This window comes from Parasphingorhabdus marina DSM 22363 (assembly GCF_900128895.1).
In the GTDB taxonomy this organism is placed as follows: Bacteria; Pseudomonadota; Alphaproteobacteria; order Sphingomonadales; family Sphingomonadaceae; genus Parasphingorhabdus; species Parasphingorhabdus marina.
Genome location: NZ_FSQW01000001.1, coordinates 1,837,527 through 1,856,695 on the forward strand (window position 1 = coordinate 1,837,527; position 19,169 = coordinate 1,856,695).

Annotated in this window: 10 protein-coding genes and 1 tRNA gene; 5 read left to right on the plus strand and 6 right to left on the minus strand. The window is 57.4% G+C overall.

Going from position 1 to position 19,169, the window contains the following annotated elements; genetic code table 11:
• Nucleotides 1–41: 41 nt before the first annotated feature.
• A complete protein-coding gene (locus tag BUQ90_RS09050) occupies nt 42–2,069 on the minus strand; it encodes an NADPH-dependent 2,4-dienoyl-CoA reductase (protein WP_074204670.1) in 2,028 nt (675 codons plus the stop codon).
• Between the two features lie 181 nt (nt 2,070–2,250).
• Between BUQ90_RS09050 and BUQ90_RS09055 the strand changes: the two genes are divergently transcribed.
• Complete coding sequence (locus BUQ90_RS09055) at nt 2,251–3,909, plus strand: FAD-dependent oxidoreductase (protein ID WP_074204671.1); 1,659 nt, start codon at nt 2,251–2,253, stop codon at nt 3,907–3,909.
• Nucleotides 3,910–3,929: 20 nt separating this feature from the next.
• Here BUQ90_RS09055 and BUQ90_RS09060 read toward each other — a convergent pair whose 3' ends face one another.
• From BUQ90_RS09060 to BUQ90_RS09075, 4 genes are all read right to left on the minus strand, one after another.
• Nucleotides 3,930–5,120, minus strand: a complete 1,191-nt coding sequence (locus BUQ90_RS09060) for an amino acid aminotransferase (protein WP_074204672.1) — start codon at nt 5,118–5,120, stop codon at nt 3,930–3,932.
• 121 nt (nt 5,121–5,241) lie between these two features.
• The gene (locus BUQ90_RS09065) at nt 5,242–5,490 is read right to left on the minus strand and encodes a DUF6356 family protein (RefSeq protein WP_074205006.1); all 249 of its coding nucleotides are present in this window, start codon (nt 5,488–5,490) and stop codon (nt 5,242–5,244) included.
• A 164-nt stretch (nt 5,491–5,654) separates the two neighbouring features.
• Nucleotides 5,655–6,725 carry a YeiH family protein gene (locus BUQ90_RS09070; RefSeq protein WP_074204673.1) on the minus strand — a complete coding sequence of 357 codons (1,071 nt, stop codon included), beginning with the start codon at nt 6,723–6,725 and terminating at the stop codon, nt 5,655–5,657.
• A gap of 106 nt (nt 6,726–6,831) precedes the next feature.
• Complete coding sequence (locus tag BUQ90_RS09075; protein WP_074204674.1) at nt 6,832–9,171, minus strand: transketolase; 2,340 nt, start codon at nt 9,169–9,171, stop codon at nt 6,832–6,834.
• A gap of 200 nt (nt 9,172–9,371) precedes the next feature.
• Between BUQ90_RS09075 and BUQ90_RS09080 the strand changes: the two genes are divergently transcribed.
• Nucleotides 9,372–10,004: an isochorismatase family protein gene (locus BUQ90_RS09080; protein ID WP_074204675.1), complete on the plus strand. Its 633-nt coding sequence runs from the start codon at nt 9,372–9,374 to the stop codon at nt 10,002–10,004.
• 170 nt (nt 10,005–10,174) lie between these two features.
• A complete protein-coding gene (locus tag BUQ90_RS09085) occupies nt 10,175–18,043 on the plus strand; it encodes a hypothetical protein (protein ID WP_159437079.1) in 7,869 nt (2,622 codons plus the stop codon).
• A 59-nt stretch (nt 18,044–18,102) separates the two neighbouring features.
• Here BUQ90_RS09085 and BUQ90_RS09090 read toward each other — a convergent pair.
• A tRNA-Leu gene (locus BUQ90_RS09090) sits at nt 18,103–18,189 on the minus strand.
• A 231-nt stretch (nt 18,190–18,420) separates the two neighbouring features.
• Here BUQ90_RS09090 and BUQ90_RS09095 point away from each other — a divergent pair.
• Entirely contained in the window at nt 18,421–18,999 is a 579-nt protein-coding gene (locus BUQ90_RS09095) for a CPBP family glutamic-type intramembrane protease (protein WP_074204677.1), read from the plus strand.
• A complete protein-coding gene (locus BUQ90_RS17690) occupies nt 18,999–19,136 on the plus strand; it encodes a hypothetical protein (RefSeq protein WP_159437080.1) in 138 nt (45 codons plus the stop codon). The genes BUQ90_RS09095 and BUQ90_RS17690 overlap by 1 nt, the downstream gene beginning before the upstream one ends.
• Nucleotides 19,137–19,169 lie beyond the last annotated feature (33 nt).

Sequence of the window (19,169 nt, forward strand, 5' to 3'; positions counted from 1 at the left end):
CCAAATGTTTGTCGAATCTGGAGCGAGGCCCCAAAAGACCTCTAGATCTCCGCTGCCATGCGGCTTGCCTGGTTGATCGCGGCCTTGGCATCCAGCTCCTTGGCTTCATAAGCACCGCCCACCAGTTCGGCGGACATGCCCGCCGACTCCAGTTCGTCATAAAGGTCCCTGAGCGGGTCCTGTCCCGCGCAGACAATGACCGTATCGGCTTCGATCAGATGTGGCTGGCCATCGCTTTGCAGGATGTGCAAGCCGGCATCGTCAATCTTCTCGTAGGTCACACCGTTCATCATCCCCACGCCGCGCCGTGTCAGCGCCAGTCGGTGGGTCCAGCCGGTGGTTTTGCCGAGGCCGGCTCCGACCCGGCTGTCCTTGCGCTGCAGCAAGGTGATTTCGCGGTCTGACCTGGCCACTTCCGGTTCGACACCGGTGACCCCGCCACGAGGGTGATTTTCGAAGTCCACGCCCCATTCTTTTGCAAACACATCTTTGTCGACGGCGCCAGATGGACCGGAATGGCTGATCAGTTCGGAAACATCAAAACCGATGCCGCCCGCCCCGATAATGGCCACTTTCCTGCCGACCGGCTTTTTCCCGGTAATCACATCAATGTAACCGGCGACCTTGTCATGGTCGATTCCCGGGATTTCGGGAGTTCGCGGTTTGATTCCGGTGGAGACGATGACATGATCAAAGCCCTGTTCCTTGAGCGTCGCGGCATCGGCGCGGGTATTGAGAAGCAGATCAATGCCCAGCACTTCAATCATTCGGCTGTAATAGCGCAGGGTCTCATAAAACTCTTCCTTGCCGGGAATGGTTTTTGCCAGATTGAACTGCCCGCCAATTTCCGAAGCCGCTTCGTAAAGCGTGACCTTGTGCCCGCGTTCGGCGGCGACAGTGGCATAGGCAAGACCAGCCGGCCCTGCGCCGACGACCGCAATACGTTTGACATTTTCGGTCGGCAGGTAGTTGAGCATGGTCTCGTGACAGGCTCTCGGGTTGACCAGACAGCTGGTCAGCTGTCCCGAAAACGTGTGGTCAAGGCAGGCCTGGTTGCAGGCAATGCAGGTGTTGATCTCGTCTTCCCGGCCTTCGATCGCCTTGCGCATGAAAGCACTGTCGGCAAGCATCGGGCGGGCCATCGACACCAGGTCGGCATCCCCGCGTGACAGTACGTCTTCTGCAACATCGGGCATGTTGATCCGGTTGGAGGTAATTACCGGGACGTTGACCTCTTTCCGCAGGCGTCCGGTGACCGAGGTGAATGCGGCTCGCGGGACCATGGTGGCGATGGTCGGCACGGCGCTTTCGTGCCAGGTGAAATGGGTGGAGATAATGGTGACACCGGCTTTTTCGAGCGCTTTCCCCAGTGTGACAATCTCTTCCCAGCTCATTCCGCCTTCCAGCATGTCCATCGCCGCGATGCGGAAAATGAGAATGAAGTCTTCGCCCACTGCTGCGCGGGTCTGTTCCACAATCTCGAGCGCAAAGCGCATCATGTTTTCGTAAGATCCGCCATATTCGTCTTCCCGCAAATTGGTCTTGCGGACAAGAAATGTGGAAATCAGGTAGCCCGCCGATCCAATGATCTCGACACCGTCATATCCGGCTTTCTGCGCCATCAGGGCGCAGCGGACATGATCGTCGATCTGTTTCTGGATGCCTGCCTTGTCGAGTTCATTGGGCACATGCCGGGCAATGCGGGAACGGACGGCAGAGGGCGCCACCATGTTGGGATTATTGGCCAGTGGTCCGGGGTGGAGGATCTGCATGCATATTTTCACGTCGGGCGCGGCCTCATGGACGGCTTCGGTAACGAGGCGATGTTTGGCCGCTTCTTCCTCGTTGGACATGCGGGCGCCATGGACGCCACTTTCCTCATTCGGCAGGATCCCGCCGGTGATGATCATGCCGACATCATTGGCCGCCCGTTCGGCAAAATAGGCGGCCATGCGCTCGAAACCACCGTCCAACTCTTCCAGTCCGGTGTGCATCGATCCCATGATCGCCCGGTTCTTGATAGTGGTGAAGCCGAGGTCCAGTGGCTCAAGCAATTTCGGATAACGCATGATATTCTCTCTCCAGACAGATTGACGGGTCTTATTGGACATAATTCCCGCGCTTCCAATGATCAGTATTGGCAGGCGCTACCATCATTCAATCTGGCCCGATTGCCGTAGCAGGGGGTTGCAATATCCCGCTTCCGTCATAACCTGAGATCGTGGCTATTCCGCCAGTGGATTCGCAGATATGGCAGTACCTCCCCCGGACGTTAACTTCACTTTTTCCGAAGCCCAGCTCGACGAGCTCAAGGCCTATGGCGAGATTCATCACCATGACGAAGGCACGGTTCTCGTTCGCGAAGGCGACCGGGATGTGGATTGTCTGGTCACGCTGTCGGGCCATACCGATATTATTGCAGAGACCCATGAAGGCCAGAAGCGGCTGGGCTGGATGGAGGCCGGACAGTTTGCCGGGGATATCACGGTCCTGACGGGGCAGGCTTCACTGGTCGAGGTCCGGATGGGGCAGGGCGGTGAAGTCCTCCACATTCCGCATGACAATTTCCGCCGGATCCTGGTCGAGAATTCCGCTCTGTCCGATGTTTTTGTGCGCACCTTCACCGCTCGCCGCCAATTTGGTCACGAGTCCGGTTTCGGTGCGGTCGTCGTCATTGGCAGCAGCTATGACCGCGACGTGTTCGCGGTGCGCAACCTGCTCTCGGTTCACGGCGTCCCCCATATCTGGCTCGATCCGGACAGCGAGCAGCTCGCCGAACAGGTGATGCGCGCCCGTGGCCTGGGATCGGGCGATTTGCCTGCTGTCGTCCATGGTTCAGCGCTGGTCTTAAAGCAGCCGACACTGACCGATATTTCAGAAGCCTTCGGTCTGGACCTCTTGCCGGACGGCGCTTGCGCCGACCTCATCGTCGTCGGCGCGGGGCCTGGCGGTCTGGCGTCGTCGGTTTATGCGGCTTCGGAGGGGCTGTCCGTGCTGACGCTCGATATCCGGGGCCCCGGAGGACAGGCAGGGACATCCTCCAAAATCGAAAATTATCTGGGGTTCCCGATGGGTGTTTCCGGTCAGGAGCTCGCCGACCGGGCTTCCATTCAGGCGCAAAAATTCGGTGCCCGGATTGCGGCGCCAGTCAAAGTCGTCTCGCTGGAACGCGACGATGACAAATACCGGCTGAGCCTGGAAGACGGCCGCAAACTCAGCAGCCGGGCTGTGGTGATTGCCACGGGTGCGCAATATCGCAAGCTGCCCTTGCCCAAATTGCAGGAGTTTGAAGGCCGCGGCATCTATTATGGCGCCACGGCGATGGAGTCGCAATTGTGCCGTCAGCAGGAAGTCGCAGTCGTTGGTGCCGGCAATTCGGCCGGGCAAGGCGCGGTTTTCCTCGCGAGGTCGGCAAAGGCGGTCCATTTGCTGTACCGGCGAGAGGATATTCGCGAAACCATGTCCGAATATCTGGTACGGCGGCTCGAAGAGACCGAGAATATCTTTCTCCATCCCGCCAGCGAAATATCCGCTTTGCACGGTGATGACCGCCTGACAGCCATCGACATGAAAACGGCAGATGGTACCCAGCGGCTTGATACACCGTTTGTGTTCCTGTTCATCGGCGCGGCCCCATTTACCGAATGGCTGCCCAGGGACATGAGCTGTTCGGAATCCGGCTTTGTCAAAACCGGATCCGATCTGGAGAATATAGATCTGGTGAAAGCCGGCTGGCCACTGGAACGGATGCCGACCCGTTTTGAAACGTCCTGGCCCCGCATCTATGCGGTGGGGGACGCGCGGATCGGATCGGTCAAGCGGGTGGCGTCAGCGGTGGGAGAAGGGTCCGTGGTGGTCAGCGATGTTCACGCGGCCCTCTCGGAATTGCACTCGGACAGTTTGCCTTAGCCAATGAGCACGGAAAAGCGTCAATCGAGACCCGTCTCTTTCAGGGCCGTCACAAAGCCGGGCAAGTCGGCCAGTGACAGTCCGGACATGTTGATCCTCCCGGTTCCCGGCATGTGAATGGCATGCTCATCGGCCAGTCTGGAAGTTTGATCTTCGCTCAGCGCAAAGGTCGTGAACAGCCCGGTCTGGGTCGCAACATATCCGATGTCGAGCGACTGTTCTTCCGCTTCGGCAACCAGAGCCGTGCGGATTTCTCCCACGCGTTCGCGCATCTGTTGCAATTCCGTGGCCCATTGTTCCGTGAGTCCCGCATCGGACAGGATGATCCGTACCAGTTCGGCACCATGAGCCGGCGGATTGGAAAAATTCACCCGGGCCAGCGTTTGCAATGCTCCGGTTGTGGCAGTTGCCTGGGCGCTGTTTTCGCAAAGCACCAGCAAGATACCCGTTCTTTCCCGATAGAGCCCGAAACTTTTGGAACAGGAAGCGGCAATTAGCATTTCCGGCAAGCGTTCGGCCATCATGCGAACACCGGTCGCATCCTCGTGACTGCCTTGGCCAAATCCCTGATAGGCGAAGTCAAATAGCGGGACGAGTGACCGGGCTTCCACGAGATTCGTCAGGGCTGCCCACTGACTCTGATCGAGATCGGCGCCGGTCGGGTTGTGGCAGACGCCGTGCAACAGCACCACATCCCCGGCCTTTGCCTCGCCAAGCGCTGACATCATCCTGTCAAATTGCAGCGACTGTGTTGCCAGGTCGAAATAGTCATAGGTCCTGATCTCAAACCTGTGGTGTTGCAGCATCGGGATATGATTGGGCCAGGTCGGTGTGCCAACCCAGACAACGGGCGCATTTCCGGCCTTTTTCAATAGAGCCATGGCCTGATGCAGGGATCCCGTTCCACCAGGGCATTGAGCCGCAGCTACGCGGTGGTCGGCAAGGGCAGGGGCATCGTTTCCGAGTACCATCTGCCGCATCAAACGCACGAAGTCCTTGTCCCCATCGGCGGGCAAATAGGCCTTGGACATTTGTTGTTCCAGCAGTTTCGCCTCAGCCTGCTTGATGGTTTGCAATATGGAGGCGTTTCCATCTGCGTCGCGATAGACTCCGACGCCAAGGTCCAGTTTGTGTTCGCGCGGATCTGCACGAAATCGCTGGGAAACGAGCATGAGCGCATCAGGCTTCAACAGCGGGAGATTTTGAAACATTGTGTTTTCGCCTGACTGGAGGGAGGCATTGGACTTTGACTATCTGGCTGGCAGGGCAATGGCAATTGCGAGAGTGAATGACCTTGTCTGTTTCAGCGGTGTCGACCTCGAATAGCGTTTGTCAGATACACCATTCCCATTCCTGATCCGGCGTTTGGGCCGCCGGGTTTCTGACCCGGTTCGTGACCATCCGGTCATAGAGTTTCCGCACCAGATTGCTTCCCGTGCGCTCGAACAGGAACGGAAAAATTCCATGCAACAGACAGGCAAAACCCGTGATGATCATGGGTATGCCGAAGCTGGATGCCATGACAAAATGTTCGGAATAGGTTTCGCCGACAGAGCGGGGATGTTCAGTGAAAAGCTTCATGAGAATGTCCTGTAGTGAAAATTTTCTCAAAAATACCCCGTTCAATCCGAAAATCATTGTCAGAGGTTCGGAGGTTTGTTGAAAAAGTCAAAAAATATTTGACCATAGGGCGCAAAAAGGAAAATAATTTTTCGCAACTTGCCCAAGATGTCCTTCCCGCCTGGTCAGAGAAGCTGAACGGCGAGCAATGACAGTGCGAATGACATGGCAGTCGTCACGGCAATCGGGCCAAAAGATGTCCAGCCGTGCGACAATAAACCGGCGAGGTTCGATTTGATCGCCGCCGCGATGACCGCGAACAGCAGCAATATGCTGGCGGCCTGGTTGCCGGTGGTGACGATTTGCGCGGGGAGCGCAACAGCGCTGTTCAGCGCCACGAGCAATATGAAGCCGATGATGAACCATGGCAGGCCCTGTCTGAGGCCGACCTTTGCTTCCGGGCCGGTATCACTGCTGCCAAACTTTTGCAGCATCAGCGCCACGATGATCAGGATCGGTGCAAGGAGCGTGACGCGGGACAGCTTGACGACTGTGGCCACTTCACCAGCCTGCGGCGAGTAGGAAAAACCGCCGCCAATGGCCTGCGCGACATCATGAATGGAAGCCCCGATCAAAAATCCGGCCTGCGTGTCATCGAGCCGAAGCAACCCCGCAATCGCCGGATAGAATGTCATCGCGGCAGCGCTTGCCATGGTGGTGCCGAGAAGGACAATGGTGAAGCGCGACTGGCTGATCCGGTCCTTGCCGATGATGCTCCACAGCGCAAGGGCAGCGGAAGCGCCACATATGGCCGTGGCACCACCGGCGAGCAGCCCGAACATCACATCCTGCTTGAAAAGTCTGGATGCCAGCATTCCCGTAATCATCACGATTGCCATGATGCAGGCAAGCGCTGCAAAGGGAGTGATACCGAGACTGGAGATCTCCCCAAATGTAATGCGCATGCCGATCAGCACAATGCCTACACGCAGCAATGTCTGGGAGGCAAAATCCAGACCCGCAGACAGACGGCGGTCGGCACTGGCAAAGTTCAGTGCCAGGCCAATCAGGAGACCCATCAGGATAGCCGGCGGTCCGTAATGTTCGCTCAGCCACAGAGCTGCCATGGCAACTACTGCGACCAGCGCCAGGCCGGGCAACAGAGTTGCGATGGTTTTCTTCTGCGTCGGTTCGGTGAGCTGCAGTTCCCCATAGAGATCGGCCACCTGCGGCAGGTCGCGATTTTGGTCTGCCAATTCTGCCTCCCGCTTCTCACGGCAATACTAGCCTGTTCGTGACGCGCATTGTCCCTGTGGTGGAAAATGACTCGATTGGCAATGCTGTTGCGTCGCGAACAGACGATCAGCCGAGAAACAGTTCTGCCGCTGCATCGATAATGGCGTTGTGATCAACCCGATAGGTGGCATAGAGATCGGGAAGGTCGCCCGTCTGTCCGAAACGGTCGGTCCCGAGAGGACTGACCCGCATCCCGCGCACGCCACCCAGCCAGGACAGGGCAGAGGGTGAACCATCCAGAACGGTAATCAGTCCGGCATTCGGTGACAGCTCGCCGAGCAATTGTCCGGCATGGCACGGAGCTGCGCCGCTCCCGGTCCAGCGACCAGCGCACTGGTCTGACCAGCCGCGATGGAGGAGATCGGGAGAGGTCACATTGAGCACCCCGAGCCCCGGGATATCATCCACCAGACTATCATATGCCCTGAGCACTTCGGGGGCGATGGCACCGGAGAAAATGATCGCGGCTTCGGAACCGGGGGCGGGTTTTTTGAGCCAGTAACCGCCCTTCAGCGCATCCGCTTCCCAGCCGTCATCCGTGCGTTCGATCTGGGGTATGGCTCTGGTACTCAGCCGCAGATAGACCGAGCTGCCGTTCTTTTGCTGCATGTGATCAAAAGCCCAGCGCATCATCAGCGCTACCTCATCTGCCCAGACCGGTTCGAAATAGACGAGGCCCGGCTGACCCATGCCGATGAGGGGCGTATTGATCGACTGGTGCGCTCCGCCTTCGGGGCCGAGTGTCAGACCGGAGGGCGTGCCGACCAGCAGAAAACGGGAATCCTGGTAGCAACCATAGTTCAGCGCATCGAGCCCGCGGGCGATGAAGGGGTCATAGACTGTACCCACCGGCAGCAATCGGGTGCCGAAATGCGGTGCCGTCAGTCCCATTGATGTCAGCATGAGGAAGAAGTTGTTCTCTGCAATACCGAGTTCGATATGCTGTCCGGCGGCATGGGCGGCCCATTTCTGGGCGGAAGGAATCCGGGCTTTTTGAAAAACGTCGGTCACTTCCTGCCGGCGAAACAGGCCGCGCTGGTTGACAAACGCGCCGAGATTGGTGGTCTGGGTGACATCGGGCGCCGTGGTCACGATCCGGTCGCCGATTTCTTCACCGGATTTCGCGAGATCGAGCAATATCTTGCCGAAAGCGGCCTGGGTCGACTGTCCTTCGCCCTTCGGAATGGCGAACCGGGCGGGAACCGGAACCGGGTCTGCTTCCATTTCCGCTTGCTGCCGTGACATCGCGCTGTCTTCAACAAAGGCTTTTAACTGCGCTGCCGCATTGTCTCCGAGACCGCCATAGGGCTCCCATTCGGAGCCTTCCGCAATGCCCAGGCTTTTGCGATAGCCATCCATCTGGGATGGATTCATCATGCCCGAGTGATTGTCCTTGTGGCCAGCAAGAGGCAGACCAAATCCCTTCACCGTATAGGCAATGAACAGGGTTGGCCGGTCGTCATCACAGGCATCGAAGGCATCCGAAAGGGTTTCCACACAATGCCCGCCGAGATTGGTCATCAGATCGGCCAGAGCGTCATCATCAAAGCTCGCCAGCAGTTTCCGGACATTGGGCTTGTCACCAATATCTGCCAGCAATCGCTCGCGCCAGGCCGGGCCGCCCTGATAGGTCAGTGCGGCGAAATCCGCGTTGGGGCAGCTTTCTATCCACTGCTCCAGTGTTTTCCCGCCGGGTTTCCGGAATGCTGCCTGCTGGCGTTTGCCATATTTCAGGGTGACGACCCGCCAGCCACAGGTTTCAAAAATATCATCGAACCGCCGAAACATCCGGTCTGCGGTCGTGCTGTCGAGGGACTGGCGATTATAGTCCACCACCCACCAGCAATTGCGAATATCATGCTTGTAGGCTTCGATAAGGCATTCGTAGATATTGCCTTCGTCCAGCTCCGCATCTCCCATAAGGGCGATCATGCGCCCGGCGTCGCTTTCTTCCATCTGGCCATGGGCAATCAGATAATCCTGCATCAGACTGGAAAAGGCGGTGATTGCGACACCGAGACCAACCGAACCCGTGGAAAAGTCAACCGGGATCGTGTCTTTGGTTCGCGACGGATAGCTTTGCACGCCGCCCAGCCCGCGGAAGCGTTCCAGTTTTTCCCGGCTTTGATTTCCCAGCAGATAATGAATGGCGTGCAGCACAGGTCCTGCATGCGGCTTGACCGCCACCTTGTCGCCGGGACGCAAGGCGTGGAAATACAGCGCGGCCATGATCGCGGTCATCGAGGAACAGCTGGCCTGATGGCCTCCGACTTTCAGTCCGTCCCGCTTTTCCCGGATGTGATTGGCGTTGTGGACGGTCCAGGACGAAAGCCAGCGCAATCTGGATTCCAGCAGTTCCAGCATCTGCATTTCATTTTTGTCTCGCGTCATCGTTTTGTCTGGCATGGCTGCAGTTATCCCGAATTGATCAAGGTCTGACAATAGGCTTGATACCCGACGCATGGCTGCCTTGCTAAACGGGAATGTCCATCAGACGGGTATCCGCTGATCTTGTGCCTCCCCGGCATGGCAATGCGGTGGCGGCTGCGCTAAGGAAATCGGGACGGCCGTCAGCCGACAATGTTTGAAAGGAGCCTGCCCCGAATATGTCCGAACTGACAGACGATTACAGCGCCGCAGGATTTGGCGGAAATCTCGGCTTTGGTTTGAAGCCAGCGGTCATACTGATCGACGTTGCACGTGCCTATATTGAGCCGGATGCGCCGCTCTATGTCGGTTCCGAAGATGCGTTTCAGTCCATGCGGAAGCTGGTAGAAATGGCACGGGCAGCAAATGTGCCGATAATCTGGACACGGGTCGAATACAGGCCAGGAGGTGCTGACGGTGGACTGTTTTACCAGAAAGTGCCGGTGCTTTCTGTTTTTGATGAAGGCAATCCGCTTGGCGATTTTGACCCGCGTCTTGAACCGGCAGACGATGAGCTGGTGATCACCAAACAATATCCCAGTGCTTTCTTTGGGACCAGTCTGACATCGACGCTCAACATGCTGCGGGTCGATACCTGCCTGCTTGCAGGTTTTTCGACTTCGGGTTGCGTCAGGGCGTCCACACTGGATGCCCTGCAGAACGGATTTCGTCCCATCGTGGTGTCCGAAGCTTGCGGTGACCGGGATCCGCAGGTTCAGTCCGCCAATCTCTTCGACCTCGAGCAAAAATATGCGGACCTCAAGAAACTGGCCGAGATTTCGGACTATTTTGGCCGCATTGCACCTGCCTGATCACTTGCGCCCTAACCGGATGGATTAGCCAAACCATCCTCTGCGGGCGCTTGCATGATGATCTGTGGCAAAAAAATTCGGTAACAAACCGAATTCTTTGCTAAACATGGTGAAGAATCGATTTGTAATACCGTTGTCGGGTCGCGCCGAGAAGAGGGCATGGGGGCCTTATGACAACTGCGCGCGTACCGACAGGACCGCTTTTTTGCGACTCCAATCATAGCAGAACACCTGTAAATCGCGGTGTGCGACGCGGTGGTTTGCGACTGGGCGGTCTGGCCACCATCGCCTTCATGCTGGCGTGGAACTCCCAGACAGCGCAGGCGCAAGTGGCGCCCGGGCCGGTCGTATCACCTACTCAGGCATTTCAGGCCAGTCCGACATTTGCCCAGGGCAATGGCATTCACGATACCACTGCAAATCTGGATACTGTGACGCTTTCAACGGCCCAGACCGTCATTAACTGGTCAACCCTCGACGTCCAGACACCCCAGCAAACGAGCAATTCGGTCAATGTTCTGGACACGGGTTCCACCTTGCAATTTGTCGGTCCCGCCAATGGCTATACGGTTCTCAACCGGATTTTGCCGACCGCGGGAACAGGCGGTACTTTTCGCCCTGTTTCCTTGAATGGCACAGTTGACAGCCGCCTGGGTTCGACCGGCGGTGCGCAAGGGGGCGACATCTGGTTCTACAGTCCCGGCGGGATCATTACCGGGGCGTCCTCGCAGTTCGATGTCGGCAGTCTGGTCCTGTCCGCCAGTACGCTCGACAATATCGACAATGGCGGAGCAGAGCTCAATTTTACCGGTGTCAGCCAGACCAATGCGACGGTTACCGTTTCGGCGGGCACAGCAATCAATGCCAATGGCTATGTGGCGATTGTGGCGCCGCGGATCGAGCAGGACGGAAATATCAATGCGGACGGGTCTATTGCCTATGTTGCGGCCGATGAAGCGGTCCTGACAATCAACCAGGGCCTCTTCGATATCAGCGTTGGCATAGGGACGAGCGATTCCGCCGGGATCGACCATAGTGGCGTAACAACCGGTCCGGCCCGTTCCGGAGATGCGGATAATCAGACGATCTACATGGTTGCGGTTCCCAAAAACCAGGCCCTGACCATGCTGATTGCCGGATCCGCCGGTTACGCAGCCGCGGTCAATGCTCTTGAGCGGGATGGCAACATCATTCTGAGTGCTGGCGGAGACGTGGCCCAGAACCAGATTGACGAAACCATTGTTTCTGGACGCAATGCCAATATTTCGATCAGCGGCGGGAACCTGACCAACAGCACCGACATGTTCGCGGACGACGACCTGTCGATTGTCACCGGGGATTTTGTTGGTGGGCGGTTGTTCGCGGGCGATATTATAACCATTGATGCAACCGGTTCGGCGATCGTCGACACCGTGGTTTCAGATCGGAACACAAGCATTACAGCGGCATCTATCGGATTGAGTTCCGGGACGGCCGGAATTGATCTGATTTTGAATGCGACCGCCGGAGACATTGTCGGGTCCGGGACAATCAGCATTGACCGATTCGTCAATTTGGATGCCACCGGCGATATCTCCTTCGGTTCCCTTACCGCGGGGAATACTTTCAACGCCGATGCCGGAGGCTCGATAAGTTTTACCGAAGCCAACACGCTCCAGTCCCAGATCATTTTCAATGCTGGTGGCGATATAAATGGCGGTTCGATGTTTACCACCGATGTTCCGGGGATCACTGACAGCATCACGCTCAACGCCGCTACCGGAAATACGACGGTGGGAAACATCACCTCGGCTCAGAGTCTCTTCATCAATGCCATCAACATCGATACGGGTTCGCTTGATGTGGAATCGGTTGCCAATGTTCTTGCAACCGGAACAGCGAATGTTGCCGCAGTGAGCACCAATACGGGCGCTGCGACCGTGCGCGGCACGTCTGTGACGCTGGGTACAGCCGACTCACGTAATCTAATTCTCGATGCCACCAGCACCTCTCTTATGGTCACGGGTGATATTATTTCGGCAGGTCTGATCAACTTGGACGCGGCCACCGACATAAGCTTTGTCAACGCCCAGGCGAGTAACACGTTCACGGCGGATGCCGGTGGCGATATCCGGTTCACCACGGCCAATACCAGCCAGTCGCAGATTATTTTCGATGCTGGTGGTAATATTGTCGGGACCTCCCTGACGAGTGTCGATGTCCCCGGCATAACAGACAGCATCAGTCTGACAGCCGTCGAAGATATTATTCTGGCATCGGTGAATTCCGCCCAGGATATCAATCTGACTGCGGACAATATCTCCGCAAACCTTCTCGATGCGGCTGTCTTTCTCAATGTCAACGCAGCCCAGGTCGCGGACCTCGGGACCGTCAACAGCGGGCTTGATGCCCGCATCATTAGCAGCGTGGTCGATCTTGCGGACGGTTCGATTGACCGTGGCTTGACGATCAGTGCGGCCAATGCCAACCTGAATGTCACAGGCACAGTCGACGTCGGTGGCCTTATCAACCTGGATGCCAGCGGGGATATCACGTTCGGATCGCTGACCGCCGGCAATACTTTTACAGCCGATGCCGGTGGCTCCATCAACTTCACTGAAGCAAACACCACACAGGCCCAAATCATTTTCAATGCTGGGACTGATATCAATGGCGGCACGATGTTCAGCACCGACGTGCCCGGCATTACCGACAGTATCACGCTAAACGCGACCACCGGAAACGTAACAGTGGGTGATATTTCCTCCGCGCAAGCGATCACCATCAACGCCATCAATATCGATGCCGGTGTTTTGGATGCGGAATCCTTCGCCAGCGCTCTCGGATCCGGCACGGTAGATGTGACCGCGGTGAATACCAATACCGGTACCGGAACAGTGCGCGGTGCCTCTGTATTGCTTGGCTCGGCAGACGCACGCAATCTGGTTTTGACCGCTATCATCGCCGGACTGACCGTTACCGGAGACATCAATTCGGCGGGCCTTATCGATCTGGATGCGGCGACGGATATTGATTTTTTGAATGCGCAGGCCGGAAACACCTTCACCGCCAACGCAGTCGGCGATATCCGATTCACCACCGCCAACACCAGTCAGGCACAAATCATATTTGATGCCGGGGCCAATATTACCGGCACCTCGATGATGAGTGTCGATGTCCCGGGAATAACTGACAGCATCAGTCTGAATGCCGGCGATGACATCACCCTTGATACCGTGGTCTCCGGACAGGATATCAATCTGACGGGGGATAACATCACGGCGCGCTTGCTCGACGCCGATGTGTTTCTCACCGTCAACGCTGCCCAGATTGCAGACCTTGGAAGGGTCAACAGCGGGCTGGATACGAGAATCTCGAGCAGCTTCGTGGATCTGGCTGACGGTTCCATTGACCGGAATCTGTCAATTGCCGCTTCCAACGCGGATCTCACCGTTGCCGGGACCGTGACAGTCGGCGCTCTTATCAATCTGGATGCCAGTGGCGATATCACATTCGGCTCCCTGACCGCGGGTAATACGTTTACGGCCGATGCCGGTGGTTCGATCAATTTTACCGAGGCCAACACCACCCGGTCGCAAATCATCTTCAATGCCGGGACCGATATCAATGGCGGGTCGCTGTTCAGCAGAGATGTGGCCGGTATCACTGACAGTATCTCGCTGAGCGCGCTCACCGGAAATGTGACAGTGGGAGATATAGATTCGGCTCAAGACATCATCATCCGCGGCATCGATGTCAGTTCCGGCACTCTGGATGCTCAGTCTAATGCCACTGTTCTCGCCACGGGGATCGCAGATGTCGGCGCAATCAACACAAATACGGCTATTGCAACCGTCCGCGGAACATCCGTTACCCTGGGCTCGGCCGACACCGCAAACATCGTACTCGATGCCACCGACACAAATCTGACGGTCACCGGAGATATTCTTTCGGCTGGAGTGATCAATCTCGATGCGGTCACCGATATCATTTTTGCCGGTGCGCAGGCGGGCAATACATTTACCGCCGATGCCGGAGGCGACATCCGTTTCACAACAGCGAATACCCGTCAGTCCCAGATCCTGTTTGATGCTGGCGGAAGTATCATTGGTGGGTCACTGATGAGCGAGGATGTTCCGGGAATAACCGACAGTATCAGCCTGGTCGCGGCCAATGATATCGAGATTGATTCTGCAATATCTGCTCAGGCTCTCAACCTGACGGCGAACAATATTACCGCCAGCTTACTGGACGCGGCAAGCTTTCTCAATGCAACTGCGGTCCAGAGCACAGATATCGAGACGGCCAATAGCGGTTTTGATGCAGGGTTGACCGGCGCTTTCGTCACCCTCGACAACGGCACTGTCGGCCGGAGCCTGAACCTGAACGCGACAAATGGTGATGTCGACGGAACCGGGATAATTGACGTTGGCGGTCTCATCAATCTGGATGCCACCGGCAACATCACATTTGGTGCGTTGACTGCGGGGAATACGTTCACTGCTGATGCGGGAGGATCGATTGACTTCACCGAAGCGAACACCACCCAGTCGCAGATCATTTTCAATGCCGGTACCGATATCAACGGTGGTTCGATGTTCACGACAGATGTGCCAGGGATTACGGACAGCATAACGCTCAACGCCCTCTCTGGTGATGTGACCACGGGTGATATCTTTTCCGCCCAGAGTATTGCGATCAACGCGGTCAATATCGATGCCGGCATTCTGGATGCAGTGTCCGCCGCCACGATACTGGCATCCGGAACCGCAGATATTGGCGCGGTTAACACGGATACCGGAAGCGCAACAGTCCGCGGTTCTGGAGTAACGCTGGGGGCCGCAGATGTGCGGAACCTTGCGCTCGAGGCAACGGGTACGTCGCTGACCGTTAACGGCGACATCATTTCAGCTGGGGTGATCAATCTTGATGCGGTCACCGACATTCGTTTTGCAGATGCTCAGGCAGCCAATACATTCACCGCGGATGCCGGAGGGAATATCCGCTTCACAGGCGCCAATACCAGTCAGTCACAGATTATTTTCAATGCCGGCACGGATATCAACGGGGGTTCAATGTTCAGCCGGGATGTGCCCGGCATTACCGACAACATCACGCTGAACGCCGTTAATGGAACAATCGCGGTGGGAGATGTTGTTACGGCACAGGATGTTTTCCTGAACGCAAACAATATCCTGTTCGACTCCCTGACCGGTCCCAACCGGATCATCCTCTCCGCACCAAGTGGCACGATTGGTCTGAACAATGGCCCCGGCGACATTACCAGCGGCGGACTGATTGATCTGGATGCCAACGCCATCAATGTCGGCCGTCTGGAAACGCCCACAACCATTACGCTCGCGGCGACTGGAACAGCCGCCGCCGACGAACTGGTCAGCGGCACCACCAGTCAGGTTACGGGTGCTTCGGTTGTCGTCAACAGCGGCAATATCGGCACATCGCTGACGCTCAACGCTACGGCGGGCAATATTGACGGCAATGGAACTATCGATGTCGGTACTGTTGTCAATCTCGATGCAACAGGCGATGCAGGTTTTGGCATCATCAATGGCGGCACGGCGACACCGTCCGCCTTTACGGTCGATGCCGGAGGCGCCATCCGCTTTGCCGGTGCAACCAGCGCCACGTCGATCGATCTGAACGCCGGCGACGCAATTTTGGGCGGCGATCTCGACGCGCCGGGCAGCCTGAATCTGAACGGTGCAGATATTGCGATTGGTAACGCCACGACCCCGGACATTAACTTCATCAGCGCGGCCAATATCCTGTTTGACAGTCTGTCATCGGCCAACAGCATCGACCTGACGGCCAATGGTGGACGGATTGGACGCAACATCGGCAGCGGCGATATTTCCAGCAATGGCGACATCACGCTGGTCGCGCAGGAAATTGATCTCACCGATCTGCAGGCCGACGGAAATATCAGCGCACAGATTACCCTGGCGGATTCCCGTTTCGGGCGGGTGGAAGCGGGCGGGGAGGTACTGATAGATGGCGCTGCTGCCGTAGTTGTCGACGATACGCGGTCCGGAACCACGAGCCGAATCAGCGGCACATCGGTTCTGCTGAACAATGGCACCATCGGCACGGATCTTTTTGTCACCGCGACCGCCGGAGCGATTTCCGGAACGGGCACGATCACGGTAGACGGCGAGATTGATCTCGATGCCCAGACCAATATTGGTTTTGGCAGCCTCAATGCCGCCGGCAGTGATCTGACCATCCTTGCCAATGGCGACATCCTGTTCAACGAAGCGCGCGCTCTGGGGAATATTTCGCTGACCAGCACCGGCGGACTGGTCGATGGGGGGACAGTCTCAGCCGATCCCGCGGGACCGGGCCTGATTACGGTTGAAGGTGCCCTCGGGATTGAACTGGACAATATTTCCGGTTCAAGCGCCACGTTGACGTCAAGCGGGAACCGGGTTGCGGTCCGCAGCGATATTGATCTGACCGGCACGGTCGATGCTACCGGAGCCGATGTCCTTCTGAATTCGGCCAGCGGATTTGATGTGCAGGCTGAAGCCACCGCCGGCAGTATTGATCTCGACAGTGATGGCAATCTCGACATTTTGAGCGCCCAGGCCAGTGATGGCATCGCAGCATCGTCCCTGGGGAATGTCACCATATCCGGAGATATCCAGGCCGGCAGTGCGCTGGGTCTGGTCGCGGGCAATCTGCTTGATATCCAGGCGCTCGCGTCCGGCACGACGATCATCACGTCGTCGGCTGATATCAATATTGCCGGTTCCGGACAGCTGGGCGAATTCGCTCGCACGAACACGATATTGATCAACAGCGACGGCTCACAGCGGGCGATCCTTGGCGGCACCGGAACCACCGGTGTGTTCAGTCTGTCAAATGCCGAGTTTTCGCGCATCCAGTCCGGGCTCTCGCTTTCGGTATTTGTGACCGCCACGGGCGGTTCTGATCCGGATCTGGTCATTCAGGATCTGGCTGCCGATACCGGTGATCTCGGCTCCGGGCGAACCGGGAATATCGGGCAGGCGGGCTTCCTGTTGTTCACCTCTGAACAGTCGGTGCGGGTGGACGGGGAGCTCACGCTGAGCAACGTGACGGCTGGAACGGGATTACAGCTGGTGGCACTGGAGCAGCTGCGGATCAACGCGGAGGGCGGTCTGATTGAGCTGACCGACGGCGCGGGGGCCTTTGGTCAGTCCGGCAGTCTGCTGCTCACCGGGGAAGATATCCTGGTGATGACGGATCAGGCACTGACAGATATCGGCCTGTTGACGCTCGCCGACACGGATGCCCGGCTGGCAGACAGCGATGGGCTGAATATTCCGGACGGTTTCATTCGTGCCGGCAATGCACAAATCGTCGCCGGAAGCAGTTTTCTGGTTCAAAACAGCGTACCCGGCACCGACTTTGATGACCGGAGAGGCGCGACGTTGGCGAGCATTTTCGTTGCCGGTTCCGGACCAGCAGATCTGGATATTGTGTTCAATGGCCTGGTCGCAGGTCAGACGGGCTTCGATGCCATTCCCGTTTTCACCTTGCTCAGCAGTGCGGCGCCAAATTCCACGGTCAATGGCTGTCTCCTGGCCAATCCGGGAGCCTGTCTGCCGCCAACCCCGACGCCCACACCCACACCCACTCCGACGCCGACACCGACCCCAACACCTGCGCCAACACCGACACCAACCCCAACACCAACCCCAACCCCAACACCTGCGCCAACGCCAACGCCTACACCAACTCCGGCTCCCGCACCCACGCCAACACCGGTGCCTACACCAACGCCCACTCCGGAACCCGAACCCATTGATCCGGTGCAGGATATTGTCGAGGAACAGGTGACGCCGGCCGAAACAGACGTCACGATGGATCCGATGCAGACCAGCATCATCCAGTTCGGGGAAACAGAGAATCTGGGAGAGACGCTGCTGATCGAGGAACCGGTCACGGGAATGGGCAATGACGACCTGTGGGTCCCGCCCTCCGAATGCAATGGTCCGGACTGCGAAGGTGGCGGCGAAGAGGACGAACCGGAAGCCGAGCCAGCGGAGACGCCTTGAGGGCATGGCAGTCAGCGCGCCGAATTCACGATTGGCAAAAGGCTGCTGGAAGGGAAATCTGGTGCCCAGAAGAGGACTCGAACCTCCACGTCCCGAAAGACACCAGCACCTGAAGCTGGCGCGTCTACCAATTCCGCCATCTGGGCACGGGGTAGGGGGGAGCCTTTAGGCCAGACCATTTGAACATGTCAACCAGTTGCGTCGGCCGGATGGAAGAATGTTTTCTCCGCTCGCTGGCTTCCCATCGCACACATATCGGGAAAGTCATGGCGGTCCCGCTGCGGACGCGGAAAAGCAGGAGGTGCGAAGGGCAGATTTGCGTCTTTCCGAATAGGTGTTATATATGAATAATACACCATCAATCAGAGAAAGTCCCCATGTCAGAATCAATCCTGGAAACCGAGAGACACGTTCCCGCCCGGCGAGAAAACCATGCCGGCGCCTGGCAGGACCTTGCGATCATCATTGCCGTTCTGGTGATCGTCAAGCAGTCGGTGCTTCCGTTCAGCTATTTATATGCCGGTCCGGCATCCACGTTCAGCGCGATGATTGTCGGCACCATCCTCTTGCGGCGCAGGGGAAGGGGCTGGTCAGATCTGGGACTGCGCTGGCCGGACAACTGGCTGCGGATAGCGGGGCTCACGATCCTCACCATGGCCGCCTTTATATTGGCGACCCAGTTGATGGATTTCGTTGCCGTCCGCTTCTTTCCCGATGTCGGAACCTCTGGCCGGTTTGACCATGTCGAAGGAAATCTTCCGGCCTATATCGGGATCATGGCACTGGTCTGGACACATGGCTCGTTTTTCGAAGAGCTGCTCTTTCGGGCCTTTGTCATCGATCGCACCAGCACCGCGCTGGGTGGCGGATGGAAAGCCGATCTGGCGGCCGCGCTGGTTTCATCGGTCTTCTTCGGATATCGGCATTATTATTATCAGGGATGCACGGCGCCCTAGTGACTGGTGCCGGCGGACTGGCTTTCGCGCTTCTCTATATCTGGTTTGGCCGGAAGAACATCCTGCCGCTCGTTTTTGCCCATGGCATATTCAACAGCCTGGGCCAGACATTCCGGTTTTTGGGAATCAGGGACTGACGCACTGGTTCTGCCATATGGATTGACATACTG

Excerpts from the sequence above, each read along its gene's own strand:
- BUQ90_RS09050 (WP_074204670.1), bottom strand. The coding sequence starts at position 2,069 with ATGCGTTATCCGAAATTGCTTGAGCCACTGGACCTCGGCTTCACCACT.
- BUQ90_RS09055 (WP_074204671.1), top strand. The coding sequence starts at position 2,251 with ATGGCAGTACCTCCCCCGGACGTTAACTTCACTTTTTCCGAAGCCCAG.
- BUQ90_RS09060 (WP_074204672.1), bottom strand. The coding sequence starts at position 5,120 with ATGTTTCAAAATCTCCCGCTGTTGAAGCCTGATGCGCTCATGCTCGTT.
- BUQ90_RS09065 (WP_074205006.1), bottom strand. The coding sequence starts at position 5,490 with ATGAAGCTTTTCACTGAACATCCCCGCTCTGTCGGCGAAACCTATTCC.
- BUQ90_RS09075 (WP_074204674.1), bottom strand. The coding sequence starts at position 9,171 with ATGCCAGACAAAACGATGACGCGAGACAAAAATGAAATGCAGATGCTG.
- BUQ90_RS09080 (WP_074204675.1), top strand. The coding sequence starts at position 9,372 with ATGTCCGAACTGACAGACGATTACAGCGCCGCAGGATTTGGCGGAAAT.
- BUQ90_RS09085 (WP_159437079.1), top strand. The coding sequence starts at position 10,175 with ATGACAACTGCGCGCGTACCGACAGGACCGCTTTTTTGCGACTCCAAT.
- BUQ90_RS09095 (WP_074204677.1), top strand. The coding sequence starts at position 18,421 with ATGTCAGAATCAATCCTGGAAACCGAGAGACACGTTCCCGCCCGGCGA.